21 protein-coding genes and 1 tRNA gene are annotated in these 20,810 nt (G+C 52.8%); 10 read left to right on the top strand and 12 right to left on the bottom strand.

From position 1 onward, the window contains the following. Positions 1-29 precede the first annotated feature (29 nt). Together MWU64_RS09905 and MWU64_RS09900 are read left to right on the top strand one after the other, a co-directional pair. A complete protein-coding gene (locus tag MWU64_RS09905; RefSeq protein ID WP_247063940.1) occupies positions 30-575 on the top strand; it encodes a YaeQ family protein in 546 nt (181 codons plus the stop codon). A gap of 90 nt (positions 576-665) precedes the next feature. After that, a tRNA-Arg gene (locus tag MWU64_RS09900) sits at positions 666-742 on the top strand. 70 nt (positions 743-812) lie between these two features. Here the strand turns inward: MWU64_RS09900 and MWU64_RS09895 are convergent. Both MWU64_RS09895 and MWU64_RS09890 read right to left on the bottom strand, forming a co-directional pair. Beyond that, positions 813-2,147, bottom strand: a complete 1,335-nt coding sequence (locus MWU64_RS09895; protein ID WP_247063939.1) for a hypothetical protein — start codon at positions 2,145-2,147, stop codon at positions 813-815. A gap of 170 nt (positions 2,148-2,317) precedes the next feature. Next, a complete protein-coding gene (locus MWU64_RS09890; protein WP_247064006.1) occupies positions 2,318-2,869 on the bottom strand; it encodes a Crp/Fnr family transcriptional regulator in 552 nt (183 codons plus the stop codon). Between the two features lie 204 nt (positions 2,870-3,073). Here MWU64_RS09890 and MWU64_RS09885 point away from each other — a divergent pair, with 204 nt between their 5' ends. Next, positions 3,074-3,265, top strand: a complete 192-nt coding sequence (locus tag MWU64_RS09885; protein WP_247063937.1) for a DUF2892 domain-containing protein — start codon at positions 3,074-3,076, stop codon at positions 3,263-3,265. A 156-nt stretch (positions 3,266-3,421) separates the two neighbouring features. Next, a complete protein-coding gene (locus MWU64_RS09880) occupies positions 3,422-3,865 on the top strand; it encodes a hypothetical protein (protein ID WP_247063935.1) in 444 nt (147 codons plus the stop codon). 53 nt (positions 3,866-3,918) lie between these two features. Here MWU64_RS09880 and MWU64_RS09875 read toward each other — a convergent pair whose 3' ends face one another. Together MWU64_RS09875 and MWU64_RS09870 are read right to left on the bottom strand one after the other, a co-directional pair. Next, positions 3,919-4,311 (bottom strand): cytochrome b/b6 domain-containing protein, encoded by a 393-nt coding sequence (locus MWU64_RS09875; RefSeq protein ID WP_247063933.1) that lies wholly within the window; start codon positions 4,309-4,311, stop codon positions 3,919-3,921. A 74-nt stretch (positions 4,312-4,385) separates the two neighbouring features. Continuing rightward, positions 4,386-4,931 carry a rhodanese-like domain-containing protein gene (locus MWU64_RS09870; protein ID WP_247063931.1) on the bottom strand — a complete coding sequence of 182 codons (546 nt, stop codon included), beginning with the start codon at positions 4,929-4,931 and terminating at the stop codon, positions 4,386-4,388. A gap of 325 nt (positions 4,932-5,256) precedes the next feature. On the opposite strand from MWU64_RS09870, the gene MWU64_RS09865 reads away from it, so the two are divergent. Together MWU64_RS09865 and MWU64_RS09860 are read left to right on the top strand one after the other, a co-directional pair. Beyond that, a complete protein-coding gene (locus MWU64_RS09865; protein WP_247063928.1) occupies positions 5,257-8,610 on the top strand; it encodes a M66 family metalloprotease in 3,354 nt (1,117 codons plus the stop codon). 211 nt (positions 8,611-8,821) lie between these two features. Next, positions 8,822-9,430: a DVUA0089 family protein gene (locus MWU64_RS09860; protein ID WP_247063927.1), complete on the top strand. Its 609-nt coding sequence runs from the start codon at positions 8,822-8,824 to the stop codon at positions 9,428-9,430. Here the strand turns inward: MWU64_RS09860 and MWU64_RS09855 are convergent. Further along, entirely contained in the window at positions 9,411-10,349 is a 939-nt protein-coding gene (locus MWU64_RS09855; RefSeq protein WP_247063925.1) for a fatty acid desaturase, read from the bottom strand. The genes MWU64_RS09860 and MWU64_RS09855 overlap by 20 nt on opposite strands. 139 nt (positions 10,350-10,488) lie before the next feature. Between MWU64_RS09855 and MWU64_RS09850 the strand changes: the two genes are divergently transcribed. Continuing rightward, entirely contained in the window at positions 10,489-11,511 is a 1,023-nt protein-coding gene (locus MWU64_RS09850; RefSeq protein WP_247063923.1) for an AraC family transcriptional regulator, read from the top strand. Positions 11,512-11,532: 21 nt separating this feature from the next. Here MWU64_RS09850 and MWU64_RS09845 read toward each other — a convergent pair whose 3' ends face one another. Continuing rightward, entirely contained in the window at positions 11,533-12,567 is a 1,035-nt protein-coding gene (locus MWU64_RS09845) for an AraC family transcriptional regulator (RefSeq protein ID WP_247063921.1), read from the bottom strand. Positions 12,568-12,742: 175 nt separating this feature from the next. On the opposite strand from MWU64_RS09845, the gene MWU64_RS09840 reads away from it, so the two are divergent. Next, positions 12,743-13,063: a 2Fe-2S iron-sulfur cluster-binding protein gene (locus MWU64_RS09840; RefSeq protein ID WP_247063919.1), complete on the top strand. Its 321-nt coding sequence runs from the start codon at positions 12,743-12,745 to the stop codon at positions 13,061-13,063. A gap of 68 nt (positions 13,064-13,131) precedes the next feature. After that, the gene (locus tag MWU64_RS09835; RefSeq protein WP_247063917.1) at positions 13,132-14,529 is read left to right on the top strand and encodes a cytochrome P450; all 1,398 of its coding nucleotides are present in this window, start codon (positions 13,132-13,134) and stop codon (positions 14,527-14,529) included. A 300-nt stretch (positions 14,530-14,829) separates the two neighbouring features. Here the strand turns inward: MWU64_RS09835 and MWU64_RS09830 are convergent, their stop codons facing one another. From MWU64_RS09830 to MWU64_RS09805, 6 genes are all read right to left on the bottom strand, one after another. Beyond that, positions 14,830-15,513 carry a molybdopterin-dependent oxidoreductase gene (locus tag MWU64_RS09830; RefSeq protein WP_281496315.1) on the bottom strand — a complete coding sequence of 228 codons (684 nt, stop codon included), beginning with the start codon at positions 15,511-15,513 and terminating at the stop codon, positions 14,830-14,832. 23 nt (positions 15,514-15,536) lie between these two features. Next, on the bottom strand, positions 15,537-15,728 hold the full coding sequence (locus MWU64_RS09825; RefSeq protein ID WP_247063913.1) for a hypothetical protein: 192 nt from the start codon (positions 15,726-15,728) through the stop codon (positions 15,537-15,539). A gap of 286 nt (positions 15,729-16,014) precedes the next feature. Next, entirely contained in the window at positions 16,015-16,650 is a 636-nt protein-coding gene (locus tag MWU64_RS09820; protein WP_247063911.1) for a response regulator, read from the bottom strand. Between the two features lie 6 nt (positions 16,651-16,656). Next, entirely contained in the window at positions 16,657-18,177 is a 1,521-nt protein-coding gene (locus tag MWU64_RS09815) for an ATP-binding protein (protein ID WP_247063909.1), read from the bottom strand. A 97-nt stretch (positions 18,178-18,274) separates the two neighbouring features. After that, entirely contained in the window at positions 18,275-18,820 is a 546-nt protein-coding gene (locus MWU64_RS09810) for an isochorismatase family protein (protein WP_247063907.1), read from the bottom strand. 14 nt (positions 18,821-18,834) lie between these two features. Beyond that, positions 18,835-19,266 (bottom strand): MaoC family dehydratase, encoded by a 432-nt coding sequence (locus MWU64_RS09805; RefSeq protein WP_133006731.1) that lies wholly within the window; start codon positions 19,264-19,266, stop codon positions 18,835-18,837. Positions 19,267-19,416: 150 nt separating this feature from the next. Between MWU64_RS09805 and MWU64_RS09800 the strand changes: the two genes are divergently transcribed. Beyond that, on the top strand, positions 19,417-20,784 hold the full coding sequence (locus MWU64_RS09800; protein ID WP_247063905.1) for a malonyl-CoA decarboxylase: 1,368 nt from the start codon (positions 19,417-19,419) through the stop codon (positions 20,782-20,784). Positions 20,785-20,810 lie beyond the last annotated feature (26 nt).

The following is a 20,810-nucleotide window of genomic DNA, read 5'->3' as shown; positions in this document are numbered from 1 at the left end:
CCCTGCCCGACTAACCGACAGGATTCCCAATGGCACTGAAAGCCACCATATTCAAAGCTACGCTCCATATTGCGGATATGGACAGGCATTATTATAGCGACCACCACCTGACCGTTGCGCGTCATCCATCGGAAACCGACGAGCGCATGATGATCCGGCTACTAGCCTTTGCCCTGAATGCCAGCGACACGCTTGAATTCACCAAAGGCCTCAGCAGCGACGATGAGCCAGAACTTTGGCAAAAGTCTCTGTCGGACGAAATCGAACTCTGGATAGAGCTGGGCTTGCCCGACGAAGACCGCATCCGCAAGGCCTGCAACCGCTCGCAACACGTCATACTGTACACCTACGGTGGCCGAGCAGTGCCGGTGTGGTGGGAAAAACACCATAACAAGCTAACGAGATTTGGCAACCTGACTGTGGTCGAACTTCCCGCTGACCCTTTGATCCTACTGGCCGCTTTAGCAGAGCGCTCGATGACACTTCAGGTTTCGATTCAGGATGGTGAAGTGACCTTCAGTAACGACACGAGCCTTGTCAGCATCACGCCCGAGCAACGCCTGCCGCAACAATGATGCCGTGACTTGCCTCTAGGGCTAGACAGAAACCCCGTGCGCACGTAAGATTGCGCACTCGAAATTGATGAGCACTCACCGATTTCGTATCCGCCCGTAGCTCAGCTGGATAGAGCGTCGCCCTCCGGAGGCGAAGGTCAGAGGTTCGAATCCTCTCGGGCGGGCCATAGATTTCAAGGCCTTACGTGAAAGCGTAGGGCCTTTTTATTGAGTGGGCAAAAAATCGGCAGCCGGAAGTCAGCCCTTCGCAAACTCCAGATACCGGCTGGCGGCCTGCTTTTTCTCGTCTTGGCTACTTAACAATTCCAGCCTTAACCGGTCGATAATACGCATGTAGCCGTCGAGGGGTGAGTCCTGTTCCCCTGCGTTTTTGGTTTCTTCGATAAAAGCTTTTTGTTTTTCTCGGATCTCGTTGAGCTTTTTCAGCGCACCGCGAATAGCTTCGATACGCGCACCCAAGAGCCCACCAATTTCGCCCTCGCCTTCACTACCTTCTGGTATGGCGGCACCGTTGCTGCCAATACGCTGAACTGCCGGCGGAACTTCTTCCGTATTCTGCTCTGCCAAGGTGATTTCTTCGAGCGTGCGAACTTCGCCCTCTGTCGTCAGGTAGATACCGGAGGCCTGTATCTGTCCCAAGGGAATGCCTTGGCGGTTCGTCAGGGTAAAGCTGTCTTCAGTACTGCCGACGTACAGCGCTTGCACGCCCACCTCCGCAAGAGACTTCAATGTTTGAGAACCATCGGCTGCTTGCACCCACACAGACAATGAAGAAAACACGTCATCACTGGCATCAATCCATTGGTTGCCATCGTCATCAAACTTTGCAAGTTCACTGAAGCCGGAGCCACTCTGCGGCCCAAACAGTTCCGTGCCGTCGTCCACTTCACCGTTGCCATTTCGATCAAACACGAGATAACCACTGCCACTTCCGAGGCTAGCGAACTGCGCGGTTTTTCCATTTCCTTCCATATCGAATTCGAAAAGCGTGTCGGTCAACTGTGCGGTGGCACTGCCAAAGTTAATCACCAATGGATCCGTCATCGGACGCTCTTCAATCCGCAAGTTTTCGGAGTATTCGTAGGTTTGCGATTGCGACTGGCGAAGCGACAGGGTGAAATCAATGGATTCACCATTCTCAAGTGAAATGCTTCCGGTAGAGGTAAACGACCGGGTTTCACTTTGCGAATAGAACATGTAGCGGTTCGCTTCAATGGACATACTGCCGCTCGCTTGGGCGGTGGCATCACCGCTCAAGGCGGCACGACCCACACTGAGAGCCTGTTGGCCACGGAGGTATAAGTCTGTGGTTTTCTCTACTAATTCCGCACTGGAATACACCTTATTGCTATCGCCACCACTAACGGTGCCGGAGCTCGTAAACCCAAGGCGTTCCTGGCTGTTGTAACGATAACTGGCATCACGCACAAGGTTAAGCTGTCTGCCGCCACCCTGCGCATCGGCAAGGCCTTTGGATAGGGACTGCTGGTTAATCCGCAGTTGGCTTTGGCTAAAAGCCGTCTCGTGGCGCGAGCTTCCCTGAAGGAACGAAATTTGGCTGGATATAATCATGGCGGCTGCTTACCTCAAAGCTCATTAGGTACCTACTCGCATATCGGCAGGCGCCCAATGAACTTGAGCAGTTTATATACAATCGCTGAGCGCAGCTGGACTTACTCCAACGCAGTGGATACGCCTAGCCTATTAAGTGCGTTTGCTATGCAGACCTGGGTAAGTGCGTGTCAATCAAAAAACTGACGGGTGAACTCAATCCTCCGGCGGGCGAGCCTCAGCTTGCCTTTGCGTTCCAATTCCTTGAGCAGTCGACTTATTACCTCTCTGGCAGTGCCCAGCTCTGTGGCAAGCTCTTGATGGGTAATCATGAGAAATCCCTGCTCAGCCCGGGCTTCAAGCCAGCAAAAAAGACGTTCATCCATACGTCGGAATGCGACTTCCTCAACCAAAAGCATCAAATCGTTCAGGCGACGACCGTAGGAATCCATAATGCCGCGCCGAAAGCCCGCTGACTGATCCATCAGGCGGTCGAAAACATCTCTCGGCATCATGAACACTTCCGTGTCTTCCTCAACGACGGCCTCTGCCCTAAAACCCTCGCCCGTCATCAGACACCCAATAGACAAGGTACAGATTTCATCTGCACCCATTCGATAAAGCACTATATTATTGCCGGACAACCCGGTCATTTGGACCCTTACGACTCCGCTCAACACAAGGGGAAGACCAGAACAGGGCTCTCCCGCACAGAACAAAATTTTTCCATGCTCAAAATGCATGGTCTGAAAAACACCCAATATCTCGCTGCGCAAGCTCTCGGGCAACGTATCAAAAATGCTATGGCGCACCCTCGGGACTCCCATGAAAAACCGCACCTCGGCTATCAAAGCTGGCTAGAGCTTGTGTGACTTTATCACTGACTGAGCTTAGTAGTCGGCGCTACACTTTTTATATCATCTTTCAACCACACTGGAGTGCACACAATGAGTACCAATATGGGATCAGCAGACCGTGTCATTCGAGCTCTTGTCGGCGTTTTACTTCTGTCGCTCGTTTTCTTTGGCCCGCAGACACCCTGGGGCTGGATTGGGATTATCCCGCTAGTAACCGCTGCGGCCGGCAATTGTCCTGCTTACTCACTGCTCGGCATAAAGACCTGCAAAAAACGATCATAAAACGAGTCTAGAGAAAGGTGTAAAACGACCAAAGTACCGTTACAGGGTGAAAGCAAGCCTACAACCGCCTAACCCTGCAATCTAAAGCGGTGGCCAATTTGGTGGCCAACAGCTAAAGGCAGACGGTATTTAAAAATTTCCTTGAGGAGCTTCCCCATGTTCAAATCCATTAAAGCCTTGGCCGCGGCTACGCTGATTGCTGCCGTACCTTTCGGTGTCCAAGCCGACAGCCATAACGGCAGCGTTGAAGAAGTGCTGGTAATTCTGTCCAGCGATTCCCTGCAAACCCAAGGCATGGCCATGGTTCTTTCAAACACGATGGCCCAACAAGGGGCCAAGGTAAACGTACTCCTGTGCGACCAAGCCGGGGATCTGGCGCTGAAGTCATACGAAGCGCCGGCGCTCAAGCCAAAGAATGTGACCCCGGGGCAAATGTTACGAAGTCTTCTCAATCAAGGCGGCCAAGCAAAGGTTTGTGCGCTTTACCTGCCCAACAGCCCGTATGGCAAAGATGACCTGATCGACGGCGTCGGCGTTGCCATGCCGCCTGAAATGTCTGGCCAAATGCTGAACCCGAAAATCAGGACGTTCACGTTCTAAATACATGGTCGCCCGATCCGGCGGCGGCCTACATCGAAGAATAGCTAAAGACTCTAACGGTGTTCTTCAAGGTCCTCGTAGCCGGTGACCATGGATTTGATCAGGCTGGTAATCGTCGGCCCCATGGTTGCCATGTAGACATGGGCGATGATGAAAATCAGCCTGGCAAAGGCAGCCGCGGCATGAACCAGTGCCACCGTCTCCAGTTCCAGCGCGCCTGACAGGGTTGCGGGCCAGTCGTTGTAGAATAAATAAAGCAGACCACTGAGCCAGATGATCGGTGTAATCATCAGCTTAAAAAACAGGTAGGCGTGATGCTGCAGAGGGTTGTGCTTGGCACGGGTGGTTTTCCGGTAAGGGTGCGCCTCACCGGTAAAAGTCCCGATCAGGTAGTAGCGGATCACCGCAAACAAACCGTTTCGGGTTGCCAGCTGAAATTGCTCCACAGTGAGCTGTCATCAACAGACGTCAAAGACTCCCTGCTGACGCGACTTCAAAGCCGGTAAAACGATGATCCGGATTACGGACGATAGATCTTCTCGGGGTTGAGCTTCATAGACCATGGCAGGCCGTCGTTCTGCCAGCCGTTTACAATTCTCATGCCTTTCTTCTTACCTTCTTTGGCACCACTACCCTGAAAGCCGTGGTCAATGTATTTCACATTGGTAAAACCTCGTTCCATCAGGTATTCCGCGCTCGGCTTGCCACGACTGGAACCGGAACGACACATGGTAATAACCAGATCATCCTTGGTAAGGCCTTTTTTTTTAAGGGCATTTTCCACCTGCGCCGCGAACTCCGGGTTCGTGTTCATGGCGAAACGGCCCTTGTCGTCCAGAAAGTCCGAGCGATCAGCAAGTTTGAACGGAATATTCTTATCGACCAGATCTGTGTAACCGATAAACATGATTTCCACCGGATCCCGCACATCCACGAACAAGAACTCATCCCCCTGCGCCTGAACCATGTCATAGGTTTGCTGTGGAGTCAGGGAAAGAGCTTCTTCTGCCTGCACGCTGAAGCTAATGGCAAAAGTGACAAGCAAGGCTGTCAGTATCTGTTTCATGATGGTGCTCTCCTGGATTCGGCAATCCCGATGATATTCAGAATACGCCTGTGATAGCGGCGCAATCAATAATGGTTATAACCATATCACTTGATCTTTGACCGGAGTCAAAACCTAAAAAAGGGTGCTGTACGATTGGCAAAAGCAGGCTGCCTCGTCACGGCGAGATAACAATAACCTCTTTCCAGGCATATAGCCAGTATAGTTATATCTATAGAACCAATAGTATTAATAGATAAACCCCACTCCCAAGCAAGCCCCTCATATACCATCAGGGATATTGATTTTTGCAGCTTCCGCTCAGTCAGCAACAGGAGACCCCGACATGGGTGCAAAGGCAGCAGCCAATTGCATCGGGTCTCACCAAGCGAACGGTGGAGGTAAACATATTGGAGGCGGTGAATCTTGGCCTCGGCTCGCCGGACTGAGCGCAGATTACATTGCCAAACAAATGCAAGAGTTCAAAAATGGCACCCGTAAAAACGCGTCGATGATGGCGTTCGCAAACATGCTATCTGAGCAACAAATCTTGGACGTCGCGGCTTATTACGCCCAATTGAAGCCAACCGAGGTAGGCGATAACGAAGCCACCTCATCAAAAGCTGGCCTAGCGTCACCTTTCCGAAACGCCGCTCAACGTTCCGTTGAAAACAAGCGAACGTTGAGCGCTTCAACCTCTGAAACGTGCACTCATGCCACCCCACCGGTGACACTGCTCACACAATTACATTTCAGCAACAAATCCTGCGTATGGCCTCAACTGATAACAGCGCACAATCCCAATCCTTTGTTAGACCACGTTAAATCACATAACGACTTCCAAGGATTCAAGATGCTGCTCGGGCGAATAATGGTGTACGGGTTAACCGGTTTTTTGATTGCAGGCTGTGGCGGAAGCTCTTCTGATGACAAGAAGGATGATGCAGCAAACCCACCGACCGTGTCAGAACACACACTCGATGCTCCTAACGCCATTACCGCACTCACCTATAAGTTTCAGCCAGAGCACGAAGTCCTCGCTGGAAAGCTTAAATACAGTGCCGACACTTTGCCTGACTGGGCCTCTATTAACCCTGAAACCGGCGTCATTTCTGGCACGCCCGGCCCCAAAGATGCCACCGCAGAAACGCCTCTGACTGTAACCGTTTCAAATGGCTCGCGCCGTCTAGTGTTGAACGGTTCGATCAAAGTGGAACACGCAGAGGCCTTTCTCGAGCAACCGGCTTTAGACTTCTATTCCACGGATTTCAACGGGGAACCCCGAGCACTGAGAAATGATCTGTCTGGCGGCGCACTGGCCGGTGAGGTCCAGTTCGTACAGTCCCATTCGGTGGCACCTGCAGGTAATTATGAACGCAACACCGGAGATGAAACACAAAGCCGGTACATGCCCCGGATTACGGCACTTCGGGATGCTCTACTCCTCTTCATTCCATCGAACGATACAGAGCCAACCACCGTACACGTTGAAATCAGCGTTAACGGCGAGCCATTAGTAACCTTACCCATGGCGCACCCTGGCGCGCTCCCTCTCTCCGATGTGACCGGTTCAGCCGCCATCCAATATTCCAAGCAAGCCTGGTCGACACGCCTACCGTGGGATTCGGTACGTAACGGTTTATCTTTGCGGTTTATCGCCAATAAAGACGCTGCCTCTCACACATTCGGATATTTACCCGCCTCCAAGATCGACATCGGCGAAGCCTCCCAGCTTGTGCTTCAAAGCATTCGCTTGGGCATGCTAACAACGCCCTCTCAAGTAAACGGCCACTACAGCCTTCGTGATCCTGTCATGGCGGCAACGGATTATTTCCAGACACTGCCCGCCTCAAGATTGGTCATGGGCAGTTACGCCGATGCGGTACTCGATCGGGTGATCATTCGGTCCGGTGCTATCTACGATAAAGACATTGACGGCTCCAGCGCTGTTGAAGGAAGCGTTTATTCCGGCGACATGCGGGAAAACGTCGCCAAATCTCAGGTCAGTGTCGGCATTAACATGGCCAACTTCGGGTATACCAGCAACCACATGAACCAAGGCCATCCCCACGTTTTTAAACAGATCACCAACCATCACGCCTGGGGCATGTATGCCAACGGCCGTGTTGACCACGGCCTCAGCGGGGGCAATGGCATCGGCACGCTCTATCAATCCTGGGGAAACGAGGCGAGTCACGAATGGGGTCACGCGTATGGCCTTGGTCACTATCCTGGCAAAGGTCTGACGGAGGATGGGCGCTGGGCCGTGCACCACGCTGATAGCGGCTGGGGCTATGTTGCCCACCGCAATCGTATGCGCGCCAACCTGTTCGGACTAGCTGACGACGGCAGTTACAGTTTCAAACGAGACGCCATGTCTGGAGGCTCTGACGGTGGACCTTTCTCGGTTTACACCCACTACACCGGCTACTCCGCTCGACTTATCCAGAATGACATCGGAAGATTCGCCGTTCCCGATGAAAATTTTCCGAGCGGCTACAAAAAATGGGACACCACCACCGGGCAGTACCAGGATTTCCCAAACCAACACCCCGTTCCTGTCAGCACCGGCGTGCCAGTGGCAACGATTTTGGGCGGCTATGATCCAGACGGCACCGCCGCTGTTATCTACCCTGTTTTCCACGGTAACTACGGCAATGTGTTTAACCTGCCCGAGCCGGACCTCACCGCCACCAGCAACTTGTGCTGGATAACCGTCAGTAACCAAGCCGGTGCACAAAAACGCGTTCAGGTAGCTGCGTCCAGACACAGTGCCAACAGCGTGAACCAATTTCACTTCAACCTACGCGCTGATTTCCGGCCAACAAACGCCAGCTTGAGCTGCCGCCGTGGTGGCACCGAACAGCTGCTTACACAAACCACGTTTGATGGTGAGATCCCGGAGCTGCCACCCGTTGCCATTGTTGGCCAAGGCGCAGAGTACCAGCAGGCCCGTGAGCGCGACATGACGGACATTGAACAGGCGCTGACCGCCATGGATCCAGCCCGGTTCAACGTACTCGACGATGCGCTGGCCGTTAAAGTAGCCAGCTACAGCGAAGATGAACTGGCGACCTATTTGTCAGACAGCGCGTGGATGCTTCTGGAAATAATACAAAACCAACAGGCCGCGGCACACCAGATTGCGATTCTTCTTGGCAAGGCAGAGCGCGAACGTTGGTCCAGCCAGAAAACCCGGGAGACTCTGCTGACAGCGCTGACTGATAACGGATTGATTGAATCCTCTGAAGACCTCTTTTCCATCGGTGACGTTATCGGCGGAAACGGCCGCTACTTCGACAGCAGCCTAGGAGACGGTGCCTACATCGAACTAACCGAACTGCCTGATAACATCGACAATGCCAGCCACTGGATCAAAGATCTGAGAGGGCGTATCCACCCGACCGATGCTCCCTGGCAATGCTTAACACCTGCGGGCCAACGCATCAGTTTGGCCACGTGTCGCGATGGCCGCGCCGACCAGCGCTGGGTTTATAACGAAGAGCTGTTACAACTGCGCAACGAAGCTAGCAACAAGTGCCTCGATTACGACCGAAGCAACAACAAATTGATCTCCTGGAACTGTTCCGGTAACTGGAACCAACAGTGGTCAGGGGTAACTACACTGGAAACCCCGCTATTTGCTTTGTTTGATGGTGCGTTGCTCCGCAAGCTTTACGATGCCGTGCTTCCGGATTAGAGCCATTTCCTCAACTTCTTTCACACTACGAGCACAGGGACTGTCCTCGTAGTGTCAGATCCTTTTACAGAAGATCCAGCCTCCACAGTCACCTCAAAATACAGACCGTTATAAAACAATAGCTTAAATGGTTTTGGCGTAAACCTTGCTGATTAGACGGCCGTCGCTGTATGGCGATGTTTTTATAAAACATTCCAGGATGGATCCGTTTATGACACAGCTAAAATCTATGATTGCTGGTGCCGCACTCCTTGCCGCCACCTCCACTGCAAACGCCGCTTTAATTAACTTCCAAGGCACAATTGACTACCACAACGATGTTGTATTGACCTACTTCACACTGGACCAAGACACCACAAACGTACGTGTCTGGACAGACTCCTTTATGGGTGGAGACAACTTCGATCCGATCACGGCATTATGGAAAGGCGATGGCACGCTGCTTTTCGAAAACGATGACGACGACAGCATCAACCCGGCAACTCAAACCAGCTATGACTCAGGGTTCTCGCTGGCCAGCCTGGTCGCGGGCGACTACATTTTCTCCGTAGCCACCTACAATAACTTTGCGTTGGGCGACAACATCAGCGATGGTTTCGCGTTTGACAGCGAAGCACCCATTGCACTGGCCGATTGGGATCAACCCGCAAACGGTCGCGGCATGGGACCGAACTGGAGTGTTTGGCTCGACGGCCCCGATTCCGCCTCTAACCCCAGCGACCCGAGTGCCTCGGTGCCCGAACCAAGCAGTATCGGCCTGATTGCTCTAGGCATGCTTGGGCTGGGCCTGTCCCGCCGACTCAAGAAAACCAACGCATAACCGTTGGCCTTTCTATCGGGGGCGATTCAGCCCCCGCTTTCTCGATTGGCTTGCGACTGAATATCCCCACAATCGGCGTACCCTGCTCTCGCAAAATTGGCTCGATGTCATCGTGCAACGCCTGGTAACGATAAAACGGTACCCTCGGGAACAGGTGGTGAATGGAATGCAGGTTCTGCCCTAACCAAAACCAGCCCACAGGTTTCATCCACACAGGCATGATCAAGCTGTTCGTATTGCGGTACCGGGCCGAATCCTTGTAGGGAATATGCGGCCGGTAAGCGAACCAATACGCAGTGAAAAAACCGCCGATAAAGTAGCTCGAAAAAAGTACCCACCCGGCATAGGCCACGTCCGTCAGCATGACAAAGGCTACCCGCCAGCCTAGGGATACGGCGATTTCCGTACAATAAACCACCCGCTCTTTGGTGGTGGCTTTATGCCAATGAGTACGGGCAAAAAACGTATTCTGCAGCCAAAGAAACTTGAATACTGTGATCACAGCGCCGACAGGCCCTTTGCCGATACCGCTAATCACAAAATCCGGATCTTTATCGGGCTGATTGGTGTACCGATGATGCGTCATATGTTCCAGCCGGTGCGAGGCGTAAGGGATGGCAATAAGAGGTGCCATCAAATAGCCGCAGGCGTCGTTAAGCCATTGCAGACGCTCGTGCTTGCCGTGCACGTTGCCGTGAACAGCCTCGTGCACCGGCGTATACGATATATAAGTCAGCATCGCCAGCACCAACACCGTCACTGGCGGGCTTAACCACCCCACGGCAAACAGCCACAAACCCGCCAGATAGCCTGTTAACACAAGCATCACCACCAATACTGTTGGCCAGGCCAGTTCGCCCATATAGTGTTTAGCGAACGCCACCGCCTCGCGGTTTGGATTGTACTTATCGTGCGTCATAGCTTCAGTCTCATGGGTGTAATTCCGACACCTATTCAATCTAGTCACCTCAATACCATCGCCCAAGGACATCTACGGCCAATCGCGGGACTCTTTAGGCCAAGTACCATGCCGTTACCGAAACCGCTAAACTCCGATCATGCTAAAACAAGAATCCACGCTTCACCCGATTGCTATTAGTCAGGTCATGATTAACTTTGCTGCCAGCCACGGTATTGCGAAGGACATTTGCCTGGACGGAACGGCCATCAGCTCCGAGGACTTACAAGACGGGGAGGCACTGATTACCCGGGAACAGGAAATCCGTCTGATCGAGAACCTGATTCGGGCGCTCCCTGAGGTACCCGGGCTAGGCTTCAAACTCGGGCTGCAGTACAACGTGGCAACCTTCGGGGTGTGGGGCTTTGCGCTGCGTACCAGCCGAACTCTGCGGGATGCTGCCAGCACCGCACTGCGCTACCTGCCCTTGAGCACAGCCTACTGCCGTATGTACACGTTTGAGGAGGATGGCCGCTTTGGGATCGGGCTGGACCCAGAACCCATCCCCCCGCATTTGCGCCAGTTCCTGCTTGAACGGGATCTCGCCACCGGAATCAACCTGCTGAAAGAACTCAGTCTGTCTGGCTTGAATATCTGCGCCGTCGATTTTCAGGGCCCACCGCCCGATTACGCAGAATTATTCACGGAAACCATGGGGGTAGCACCCCGATTCCATAGCAGTCGAAACGCCATGCTGGTTTCCTCGAACGCCGCAGACCAGCCTCTTCCCACGTTCAGCCCACGGCTCGTACGCATGCTGGATGACCAATGCCGGTTTCAGCTTGAACAACGGCAAACCAGCGGTCTAACGGGTATGGTGCGGCAGCAGGTATTGGGATCGTTAGGGCTGGTCGCCACGCTCGACGAAGTCGCCAGCAAGCTTGCCATGTCACCCCGGAGCCTACGCCGGAAGCTGGACCAGGAAGGCAGCAGTTTCCGGGCCATCATAGAAGAAGAACGGCGCCAAACTGCCACTCAAATTCTTAGTGGCAGCGACATGAAGCTGGATGAACTGGCCATTCATCTGGGCTACACCGATACCGCCAGCTTTACCCGCGCCTTTCGACGATGGATGGGCATTTCGCCCGGAGAGTATCGCAGGCGGAACCGGCATGACGCTTGAAAAAAAGACTCAACACGCGGCCTAAAAAGCCGAATGCTGACGACGGTACTGGCCCGGGGTCAGGTTAAACCAGCGTTTGAATGCCCGCCGGAAGTTCGCGCTGTCGTGGTAGTTCAGCAACTCTGCAATTGCTTCTACCGGTAACTGGCTATCCAGCAAATAGCCGATGGCCTGTTGCGACAGAATTTCATCCCTCACCTTTCGAAAACTTGTATTTTCCTGCTTCAAACGCCGGGCGAGCGTGCGCTTGCAGATGAAGAGCGCAGCGGCAAGTTCTTCCTCGCTCAGCACGCCGGGCGGGTGCGACAGTATCATCTTCTGCACCTGATACGTGCAGGTGCTTTTGTTCGGGTTCAACTGCGCCAGCATAGCCTCGCAATGTCTGAGCGCCATGACATAGCTTTCGTGGTTAGCGGAAGCGTTGGGAGCTTTGCAGATTTCAAGAGGGACTCTCAACACATAGGCATCGGCACCAAACCCTATGGCGGCCGGGATGTGGTCGGTATAACGCGCGGAATAGGCAGGCTCCGGATGCATGAAATCGATATAAGCCTCACGCAGCGGTCGCCCGACAATGAACTCGGCCGTGTCGAAAAAGATCACCGTGAAGATCTCGCTTAGCAAGCGGAGAAGTTCCTCTTCCAGATCTACGGCGTACTCACAGCTTAACTCGAGCCATTCACCCTCGATAATCAGATCAAGCCGAGCCAGATTCATGCGCGTTGGCAAATACGCTTGAAACGCCTGCAAGGCGGTTAGCAAATCCGGGCTACTGTTCACCAGAAACCCCAGTGCGCCATGAGTGGGCGAGGTTAACCTTTGGCCTAGCCGCAGGCCAAAGGCCTCGTTTTTGGCAATCTGCAAACAGTTTCGCAAAATCTGAAGTTGCTGGTTTGGCGTCAGCAACGTGCTTTCCCGTAAAAACTGATCCACGGACAATTGTGTACCCGTTAACACCTCTGTCACATCGCGAGCCAGCAAGCCCAGTTCACGGGCTGCTAAGCGGCTGTAACTGGAGGGAATGCTGGGTTCGTCAACATCCACTGCGCTTATCATTGTTGTTATATCCGTTCGTTAATCTGCGACTGCAGACACAGCCTATCGATCACAACTTGACCAAGAGTCTTTTAATGACCCCCTCCTGTCAAGTAATGACCTGCCTGCGGTATCCGGCAAAACGTAATCTGAGCTGAGAACAACCATTCCTTGATAAAACACAAGCGAGGTGTTTATGGGGCAGATCACGTTCGTTGAGCACACAGGCACGGAACATGTAGTAAACATCGAAGAAGGCCAATCTTTGATGCAGGCAGCGGTTGATAACGGCGTTCCCGGAATCGATGCCGACTGCGGTGGTGCCTGTGCCTGCGGCACCTGCCATGTCATTGTGGATAACAATTGGATTGCCGCCACCGGCAGCATCAACGCCGATGAGCAAGGGATGCTCCAACTCACTCCGGAGAAATCCGACACGTCACGCTTGTCCTGCCAAGTGACCCTCACGGAATCTCTCGACGGACTGGTCGTGCGGCTCCCGGAATATCAAATGTAGGCAGCCGTCGATCAGTTCGTTCGTGGTCGATGAAAACGATTCTATAAAAACTGACCCTGGAGTTTTGCATGAGCCTACTCAGCCCCGTCCTTGAACCTTTAGCGAACAAAGCCGCTGCCACTGTGCCGATTGACTGGCAGATTAAAGGAATGCATGCGTTTCAGAACTTGAAAAAACGCATGGGTAAGCGTGAACAGCCACCGGTTTTCAGAGAGGTTCCGCTGCCACCTGTGTCCGAACTGGCGTTGGAAGATATCGATGTGAGCAACCCGTTCTTGTACCGGCAAGGGCTATGGCACTCCTACTTTAAGCGCCTAAGGGACGAGTGCCCGGTGCACTATCAGAAAAGCAGCCCCTTCGGGCCCTTCTGGTCGGTAACTCGCTATGAAGACATCATGTTTGTGGACACCCACTACGACCTGTTTTCAGCCGAGCCCATCATTTCACTTGGCCCGCCACCTCCCGGCCTGGAAATCGAAACCTTCATCGCCATGGACCCACCCAAGCACGATGTGCAGCGCCAAGCAGTTCAAGGCGTGGTGGCGCCTAAAAATCTGGCGCAAATGGAAAGCCTGATTCGCAGTCGCACCGAAGATGTTTTGGATCACCTGCCTGTTGCTGAGCCTTTCGACTGGGTGCAGACAGTATCCATCGACCTGACCTCCCGCATGCTGGCCACCCTGTTCGATTTCCCCTATGAACAACGCCATAAACTCGCTTATTGGTCCGACATGGCCGCCGCACCACCTGAATCGACCGGTGGTACCGCAGACATCGATGAATCCTTCGCGGCTTCGGCCGATATGGCAAGGCAGATGTCGCTGCTGTGGCGTGAGAAAGAAGCCCGAAAAGCCGCCGGGGAGGAACCCGGATTCGATCTGATCAGCTTGCTGCTTGCCAACGAAAACACCCGCACCATGATCAACCGCCCTATGGAGTTCCTTGGCAACATGGTGCTGCTGATCGTAGGTGGGAACGATACGACTCGTAACTCCATGACCGGCGGCGTTTTAGCGCTGAATCAGTTCCCTGAAGAATTCACCAAGCTCAAACAAAATCCGGGGCTAATCCCCAGCATGGTGTCGGAAATCATTCGCTGGCAAACGCCTTTGGCTTACATGCGCCGCGTTGCAAAGCAGGACGTTGAACTGAATGGCCAAACGATCAAGCAAGGCGACAAAGTGGTGATGTGGTACGCCTCCGGCAACCGGGATGAACGGGCGTTCGAGCAAGACCCGGACCTGTTCATCATCGATCGCAAGAACGTGCGCAAACACCTGTCCTTCGGTTTTGGGGTACACCGCTGCATGGGAAATCGTTTAGCGGAAATGCAGCTGCGTATTCTTTGGGAAGAGATTCTGAAGCGCTTTGATGATATCGAGGTGGTGGGCGAGCCGGAGTATGTGCAGTCAAACTTTGTGCGCGGATATACCAAGATGATGGTGAAGCTTAAAAAAACCTCCTAAAACCCTCGGCCACACAAGGCACCGAGGGCTATAGACCTTTAGGTTTAGCGCCGAATCACTGGTGGGGTGTGTGCCTTCATAGGCGGCACCTCACCACGCTAGACTTAAATATCCACCATGCAGGTCATCGCGAAAGCCTTTCAAAAGAACCTATGGCTCTGATGGCATCGCATTTTCAAACCAGCCTTTACTCTTGAACGCCTCGAAATCCGGCATCACGATATCCGCGTGTTTCGCCTAGGCATTCCAACACCATTCGTGAACAATCACCGTATCCGGTTTCTGCCACGCCGCCCTCATTCAAACGAGACCCTGATGGTGGTGGAACGGATTTCCGCCCGCCCAATAAATCAGTTTGATCTCAGGATAGATTCCGGTTCTCCCGTTGTATTCGAAAGTCTCACCCGGATGCACCAGCAGGTCGGTAATTCGAGCAACGGGAATAAAGCTTTTTACCGGATTACTTCCTTGGGGCAGAGCCGCCCCGGGAATGCCCTGGTAATTAGCACCGATCGCATTCATCGCGCTGCAACCAAAGCCGATGCCGCCGCCTGGAAGCCCAAGTTGTCCTGACATTGATGCGACCGCTATCGCCGCCCAATAGGGTTGTTCGCCGTTATCCTGCCGCGTCAGGGACCAACTCACCGAGATCATCGTACGCTTGCGCGCCATATCGCGCGCAAGGTCGCGGATACGCTCTGCAGGTATACCCGTTTTAACCGCAGCCCAGTCGCTGTCTTTTTTTATGCCATCGATCCTTCCCACCAGGTATGCCCGAAACGTCTCATAACCAACCGTATACTTGGAGAGAAACTCTGTGTCGGCTAACCCCTCGTCCTGGAGGGTGCAGGCAATACCGAGCAGCAATGCGACATCGCTGCAAGGATAAATCGCTAACCAGTCGGCATTCATTTCCTCGAGAACGTCTGAGCGTAACGGGCTGACATTTACCATCTTCGTTCCATTGGCAGCGGCCTCCCGCATGCCTCGCTTCTGTACGTGACAACCTACTGCGCCATTGGCGATTTGATACGTGTCGGCCCATCCAGTACATCAACAATACCTTGACCGATGGGGGAGGGATCTTCGTCCTTCTCAAACCCCTTGAGTGCGACAACACGCCCAGCATTGGTACAAACACGATAGGTTCCCCAATGGCTGCTGGCCAGGGTTCCTTCGATTTTAAATTCAGGTTTCATGGATCAAGCCTCTTATTGTTGTTGTTTTCTCACACCAGCACAGGACAAAACCGAGCTCACATACCCGAAAATAGAAATAAAACCAATTATTTTTACTCGGAAAAATGCAGGAGACTAGGATTCAAACGATGTGAAAACAAAAGTAACCGAGGCAAACACTCATGATGTCGTGCAGGTCGTCGGTCATGGGAGAAAATTGAAACCGCGCCAGGGAGGCGCGCTAAAAAAAATTTAGAAAACACGGTGCCCGCAGAGTTCGGCGGGGGCAGGAACCCATCAGACGGTATTACTGAGCTAAACCCTGAACAAGCCCCAAGGCTATAGCCACTTGCACCAGTTCGGCGAATGAATCAACTTTCATTTTAGCCATCATATTCGCTCGATGTCCTTCAACGGTTTTCCTGTTGATACCGAGCTCATCGGCCGCATCCTGGTTCGACAGACCCTTCACAATCAGCTCCAAAACCTGGCGTTCTCGGCGGGTCAGGCTGTCATAGCGCTCCCGGATTCGCGACTGCGAGCGGCGTTGAGTAAACCGAGCCCGATCTTTTTCTAGAGCATTATGAACATGATCGATAAGCACTTGGTCATCAAATGGCTTTTCAATAAACGTAATCGCGCCTTGCGTCAACGCTGTCACCGCCATGTCCACATTTCCGTGGGCGGAAATCATGATGACAGGCAGTTCGATATTGTATTCAGGCAACTTCTTTTGAGCGTTAATACCACTAAGGCCCGGCATTCGCACATCCATCACAATACAACCGCTCGCTCGCGCATCGAACCCCTCGAAAAAAGCCAACGCATTTTCGTAGGACTGTACATTAAGGCCAACAGACTCAAGCAGCCACTTTAAAGAATCTCTTACGTCGGTATCGTCATCAATAACGAAAACTGTTTGTGCATCTGTATTCGGGTTCATGAGTGATCAATCGGCAATATTAAGAGTAAATGAAAAGCGAGCTCCTCCGGCAGCGTTGTTTTCTGCCCAGAGTTCGCCCTCGAGATTCTCTACCAATGAACGGCTGATGGCCAGCCCCATTCCAAGACCGGCTTCCTTGGTTGAATAAAAACGATCAAAAAGGCGAGACCTATCCGATTCTGAAATCCCCCGCCCCTGATCATTCACCTCAACCCGCAACTGGTCATTCTCGTGGGGTTTAACACTAATTGTCACGGTGGTTGCCTCTTCATCGTCTGATGAGATGCTTGCTTCTATCGCGTTCACGACCAGATTCAATAAAACCTGTTCCAGCTGAATCTTATCACCTTTAACAAACGGCAATTCTGGAGGTTGCTCAAACACGATCCGCACGTTGTGCCGTTCCGCCATGTTCTCGCAAAAATCGATCATTTCACCGATCAACTCCGGCAAATTAAGGTGCGTAACAACCGGCTCCTGTTTGCGGGTAAAGTCCATCATTCGATGGATGATTTCTCCCGCTCTCAACGCTGTCTTGATGCTTCTGGTAATGGGTAACTCAACATCTTTCCAGGCAAGAGTAGGCTTATCCGCAAACCGTCGCTCGATGCCCCGGAGGTAATTCACCATCGCTGAGAGTGGCTGGTTCAACTCGTGAGCCAAGCTCGACGCCAGCTCGCCCATGGTTACCAGCCGACTCGCGTGATTGATATCAGCCTGGTATTGCTTAAGCTGCTCTTCCGCTTCTTTTTTTTCTGTCAGATCGTGAGCCACCAGTGAGAAATACTCGATATCCCCATGCAAAGAGCGGTGGGCAAGCAACTCCAGCATGACCGGTATACGGGCGGCTTGTAGACTCTGCATGGTCAGTTCACCACGCCAGTTCCCCGTTTTCTCGGCTGTCGGGAAACCTTCTTCCATCAAGGTTGCGAGGCCCTTTTCGGTCACAAAGCAGGATAGCGGGAAAGCAGTATAGTCGGTATGCTCCACCGCCAACGCATTTCGCGCCGTTTCATTCAGGTGTGAAACCGTGAAATCGAGGTTCGCAAAAATAACCAGATCTTGAGTACTTTCCAGAACTCGCGCTAGCCGACGACTGGCTTTATCTGCCTTGACTCGGTGACTCGCATCTCGGGACACCACAAGAATTTCCCGAATTTCATTGGTTTCAGGATCCCGAATGGTTCGGCTGGTACTTTCCAGCCAGGTGTAATGCCCGTCTTTACATCGAAACCGATAGGTGTGGGTATACAAACCCCGATCGTAGTTAACTGTAGGTGCCCGTAATCGGAAATCCTCCACATCATCTGGGTGATACAGATCGTAGGCAGAGATACCCACGATTTCTTCAACCGAATACCCCAGCAAATGCGTTACCGCCGGCGAAGCATAGATGAAACGCCAATCTTCCGGTGTGTGCCGGGAGATCATGTCCGTAGATTGTTCCGCCATTTCCGCCAACAAGCGGTTACGTTCGGCATCGTCCGTCAGGGCAGTTCGCCCTTCTTCCGGGGTGCGGTTTTTCATGTCTATGGGATTCTCTGGAACTCAGGGTGCGTTAATCAACCCTATTCTGAAGGTCTCCGGGGCCCTTGGCCACAACGTGCCTGGGCCCCGCGATTGACTAGCGCAAAAACTCCTTGCTAAAGGCTTTAAATTGACCTGCATCCGAGCGTCGAAGCCATTCGAACCCGACCATTTCTTTGGTAACGATTCTGGCTCCGGCCTGTTCCATTCGACGTAGCGCTACTTCCGTGTCGTAGGCGTTGCGTGCTGAAATAGCATCCGCCACCACAAACACCTCCAACCCTTTCTCCAGAAGCCTTAGCGCCGATTGCATCACGCACGCTTGAGACTCCATACCACATAAAACGACTTGCTTGCGATCATGCGTTTGAAACGCCTTTTCGAAACCCGGGTCGTCAATACACGCAAAGAAAGTTTTGCCGTAAATGTTGGCAGGCCCCACCAGCTCGCGTAAACCCTCTTCCGTATGGCCAAGGCCATCCGGGTACTGCTCAGATCCAATCACCGGTACGTTCATCAACCCGGCAAGGCGCACCAACCAACTGCAGTTGTTCACCAGCTTCTCGTTTTCATGTACCCCGCCCAACAAACGGGCCTGCACATCGATCACGGCAACGATGCAATTCTCTTGATCCATTAACATAATAATCTCCAGACTTACGCCGGGCGGCGGTCAACCATATTTGTAGCAACGCCCTCAGCGACCACGGTGTCGCCCACCTTACAGACGGTTTCCAGCTTTACTCGACGTCGCTCTTCATTGATCTCAATAATCTTGGCAGAGGCAACAACGGTGTCTCCAATATGAACCGGCGCTTTGAACTTAATCTGCTGGTCGATATAAATGGCACCAGGGCCCGGCATACGTGTACCCAACACGGCAGAAATCAGCGCAGCACTGAACATGCCGTGCACAATGCGTTCTTTGAACGGCGTGGTCTTCGCATACTCAGCATTAATATGCACCGGGTTGTCATCACCGCTGATACCAGCGAACAACACTACATCTGCTTCGGTAATCGTTTTGGCGTAGAACGCCTCCATTCCAACTTCAAGGTCTTCCAGGTAATAGCCATGTAGTTCTTGCATTGCTTCTTCCTCTCTGTGATCCATACACCCACTACATTACTGGTTTATATCCATCAAACCAAGTACTTTTACTTGGTTTTTATAAAATGCTCTGGTAGCCTTCTGTTATCCACTTAGACAACACCGCTTTGTACATAGGGAGTCGCGGTTATGCAGAGGCAACCCGTAAGCATTTTTGAAAGAGCCTTTAAAAAGCTGGTTCCGGGCGGATTGGAATCAATGGGCCGTCGCGGCTCGGACATCGTAAACATCGCCGAAGACTTGCCGGAGCCGGATCTTGCCACTGTTAAGGAATGGATTGACGACTGCCTTGCCGAAAACGGTGGCCAGGTAGAAGCTCGCAAGCGCGCAGCCTTGCTCGGCCGCGCCTACCTAAAACTGTCTCTAACAGGACGAACCCGTTTTCTGGGCCTGCTCGCAGAACACTATGGTGTAAACGAAACCAGTGTAGAGAGGGCTATCGATCAGTGGCATAGCGCCAAGGCCAATGAGAAAACCAAAGCCGCACAGGCGTTACGCAAGGCGTTAATTCCTAGCCGCACAGCACTGCTAAAACAGTTCAACGGCGTACCTTCCGGAGTCAAATTTCTGGTGGATATGCGTGAAGAACTGTTGCAGTTATGCAAAGACTATCCAGAACTGAAACCGCTGGAAACCGACCTCCGTGACCTGCTGGCAACCTGGTTCGACATCGGTTTACTACAGCTGGAAGAAATCAGCTGGAACTCTAGCGGGGCCATTCTGGAGAAACTGATTGCCTATGAGGCCGTCCATGCCATCAAGAGCTGGAGCGACCTAAAGAATCGTCTTGATTTCGACCGCCGCTGCTTTGCTTTTATCCATCCGAATATGCCCGACGAACCGCTGATTTTCGTTGAAGTGGCGTTGGTGAACGGCCTCGCGGATAACGTTCAAAAGCTTCTGGACGAACACGCCCCCACCCAGGACATCGACAAAGCTGATACTGCGATTTTCTATTCAATCTCCAACGCCCAGCAGGGATTGGCTGGCATCAGCTTTGGTAACTTCCTCATCAAGCAGGTGGTCAGCAAGCTTCAGGTGGAGTTCCCGCAGTTAAAACAGTTCGCCACGCTTTCCCCCATTCCGGGTTTCCGACGCTGGCTGGAAAACACACCGGCAGATGAACTGACTCAGCTGCCGGGCGGAGAAGAATGGCTAAGTTCGCCACCGCCCCGGGATCCCGTGCGAGCAAGCCAAGGCGATGCCACCGGCGCCCAGCAAGAAGCCATCATGAAATTGGCGGCGTCCTACCTGTGCTCCCTGAAACCCGGTAAGCCGCGTGCCATTGACCCGGTGGCCAACTTCCATTTAAGCAACGGCGCTCAGGTTGCGAGACTTAATTGGATGGCCGACACCTCAGACAAAGGCCTGAAGCAATCTGCCGGCCTGATGGTGAATTACCTGTACGAGCTACCGAAGATTGTTGACCGCAGCAATCGGTACACCTCCGAGGGAGTCATTTCCCAATCATCACACATCAAGAAACTCTTGAAATAGACAATCCGTAAAACGAAAGGAGAACA

It is taken from the genome of Marinobacter sp. S0848L, assembly GCF_023016065.1.
GTDB lineage: Bacteria > Pseudomonadota > Gammaproteobacteria > Pseudomonadales > Oleiphilaceae > Marinobacter.
Note: the sequence above shows the minus strand (reverse complement) of the source record. Positions and strands in the feature narration are given on the sequence as shown.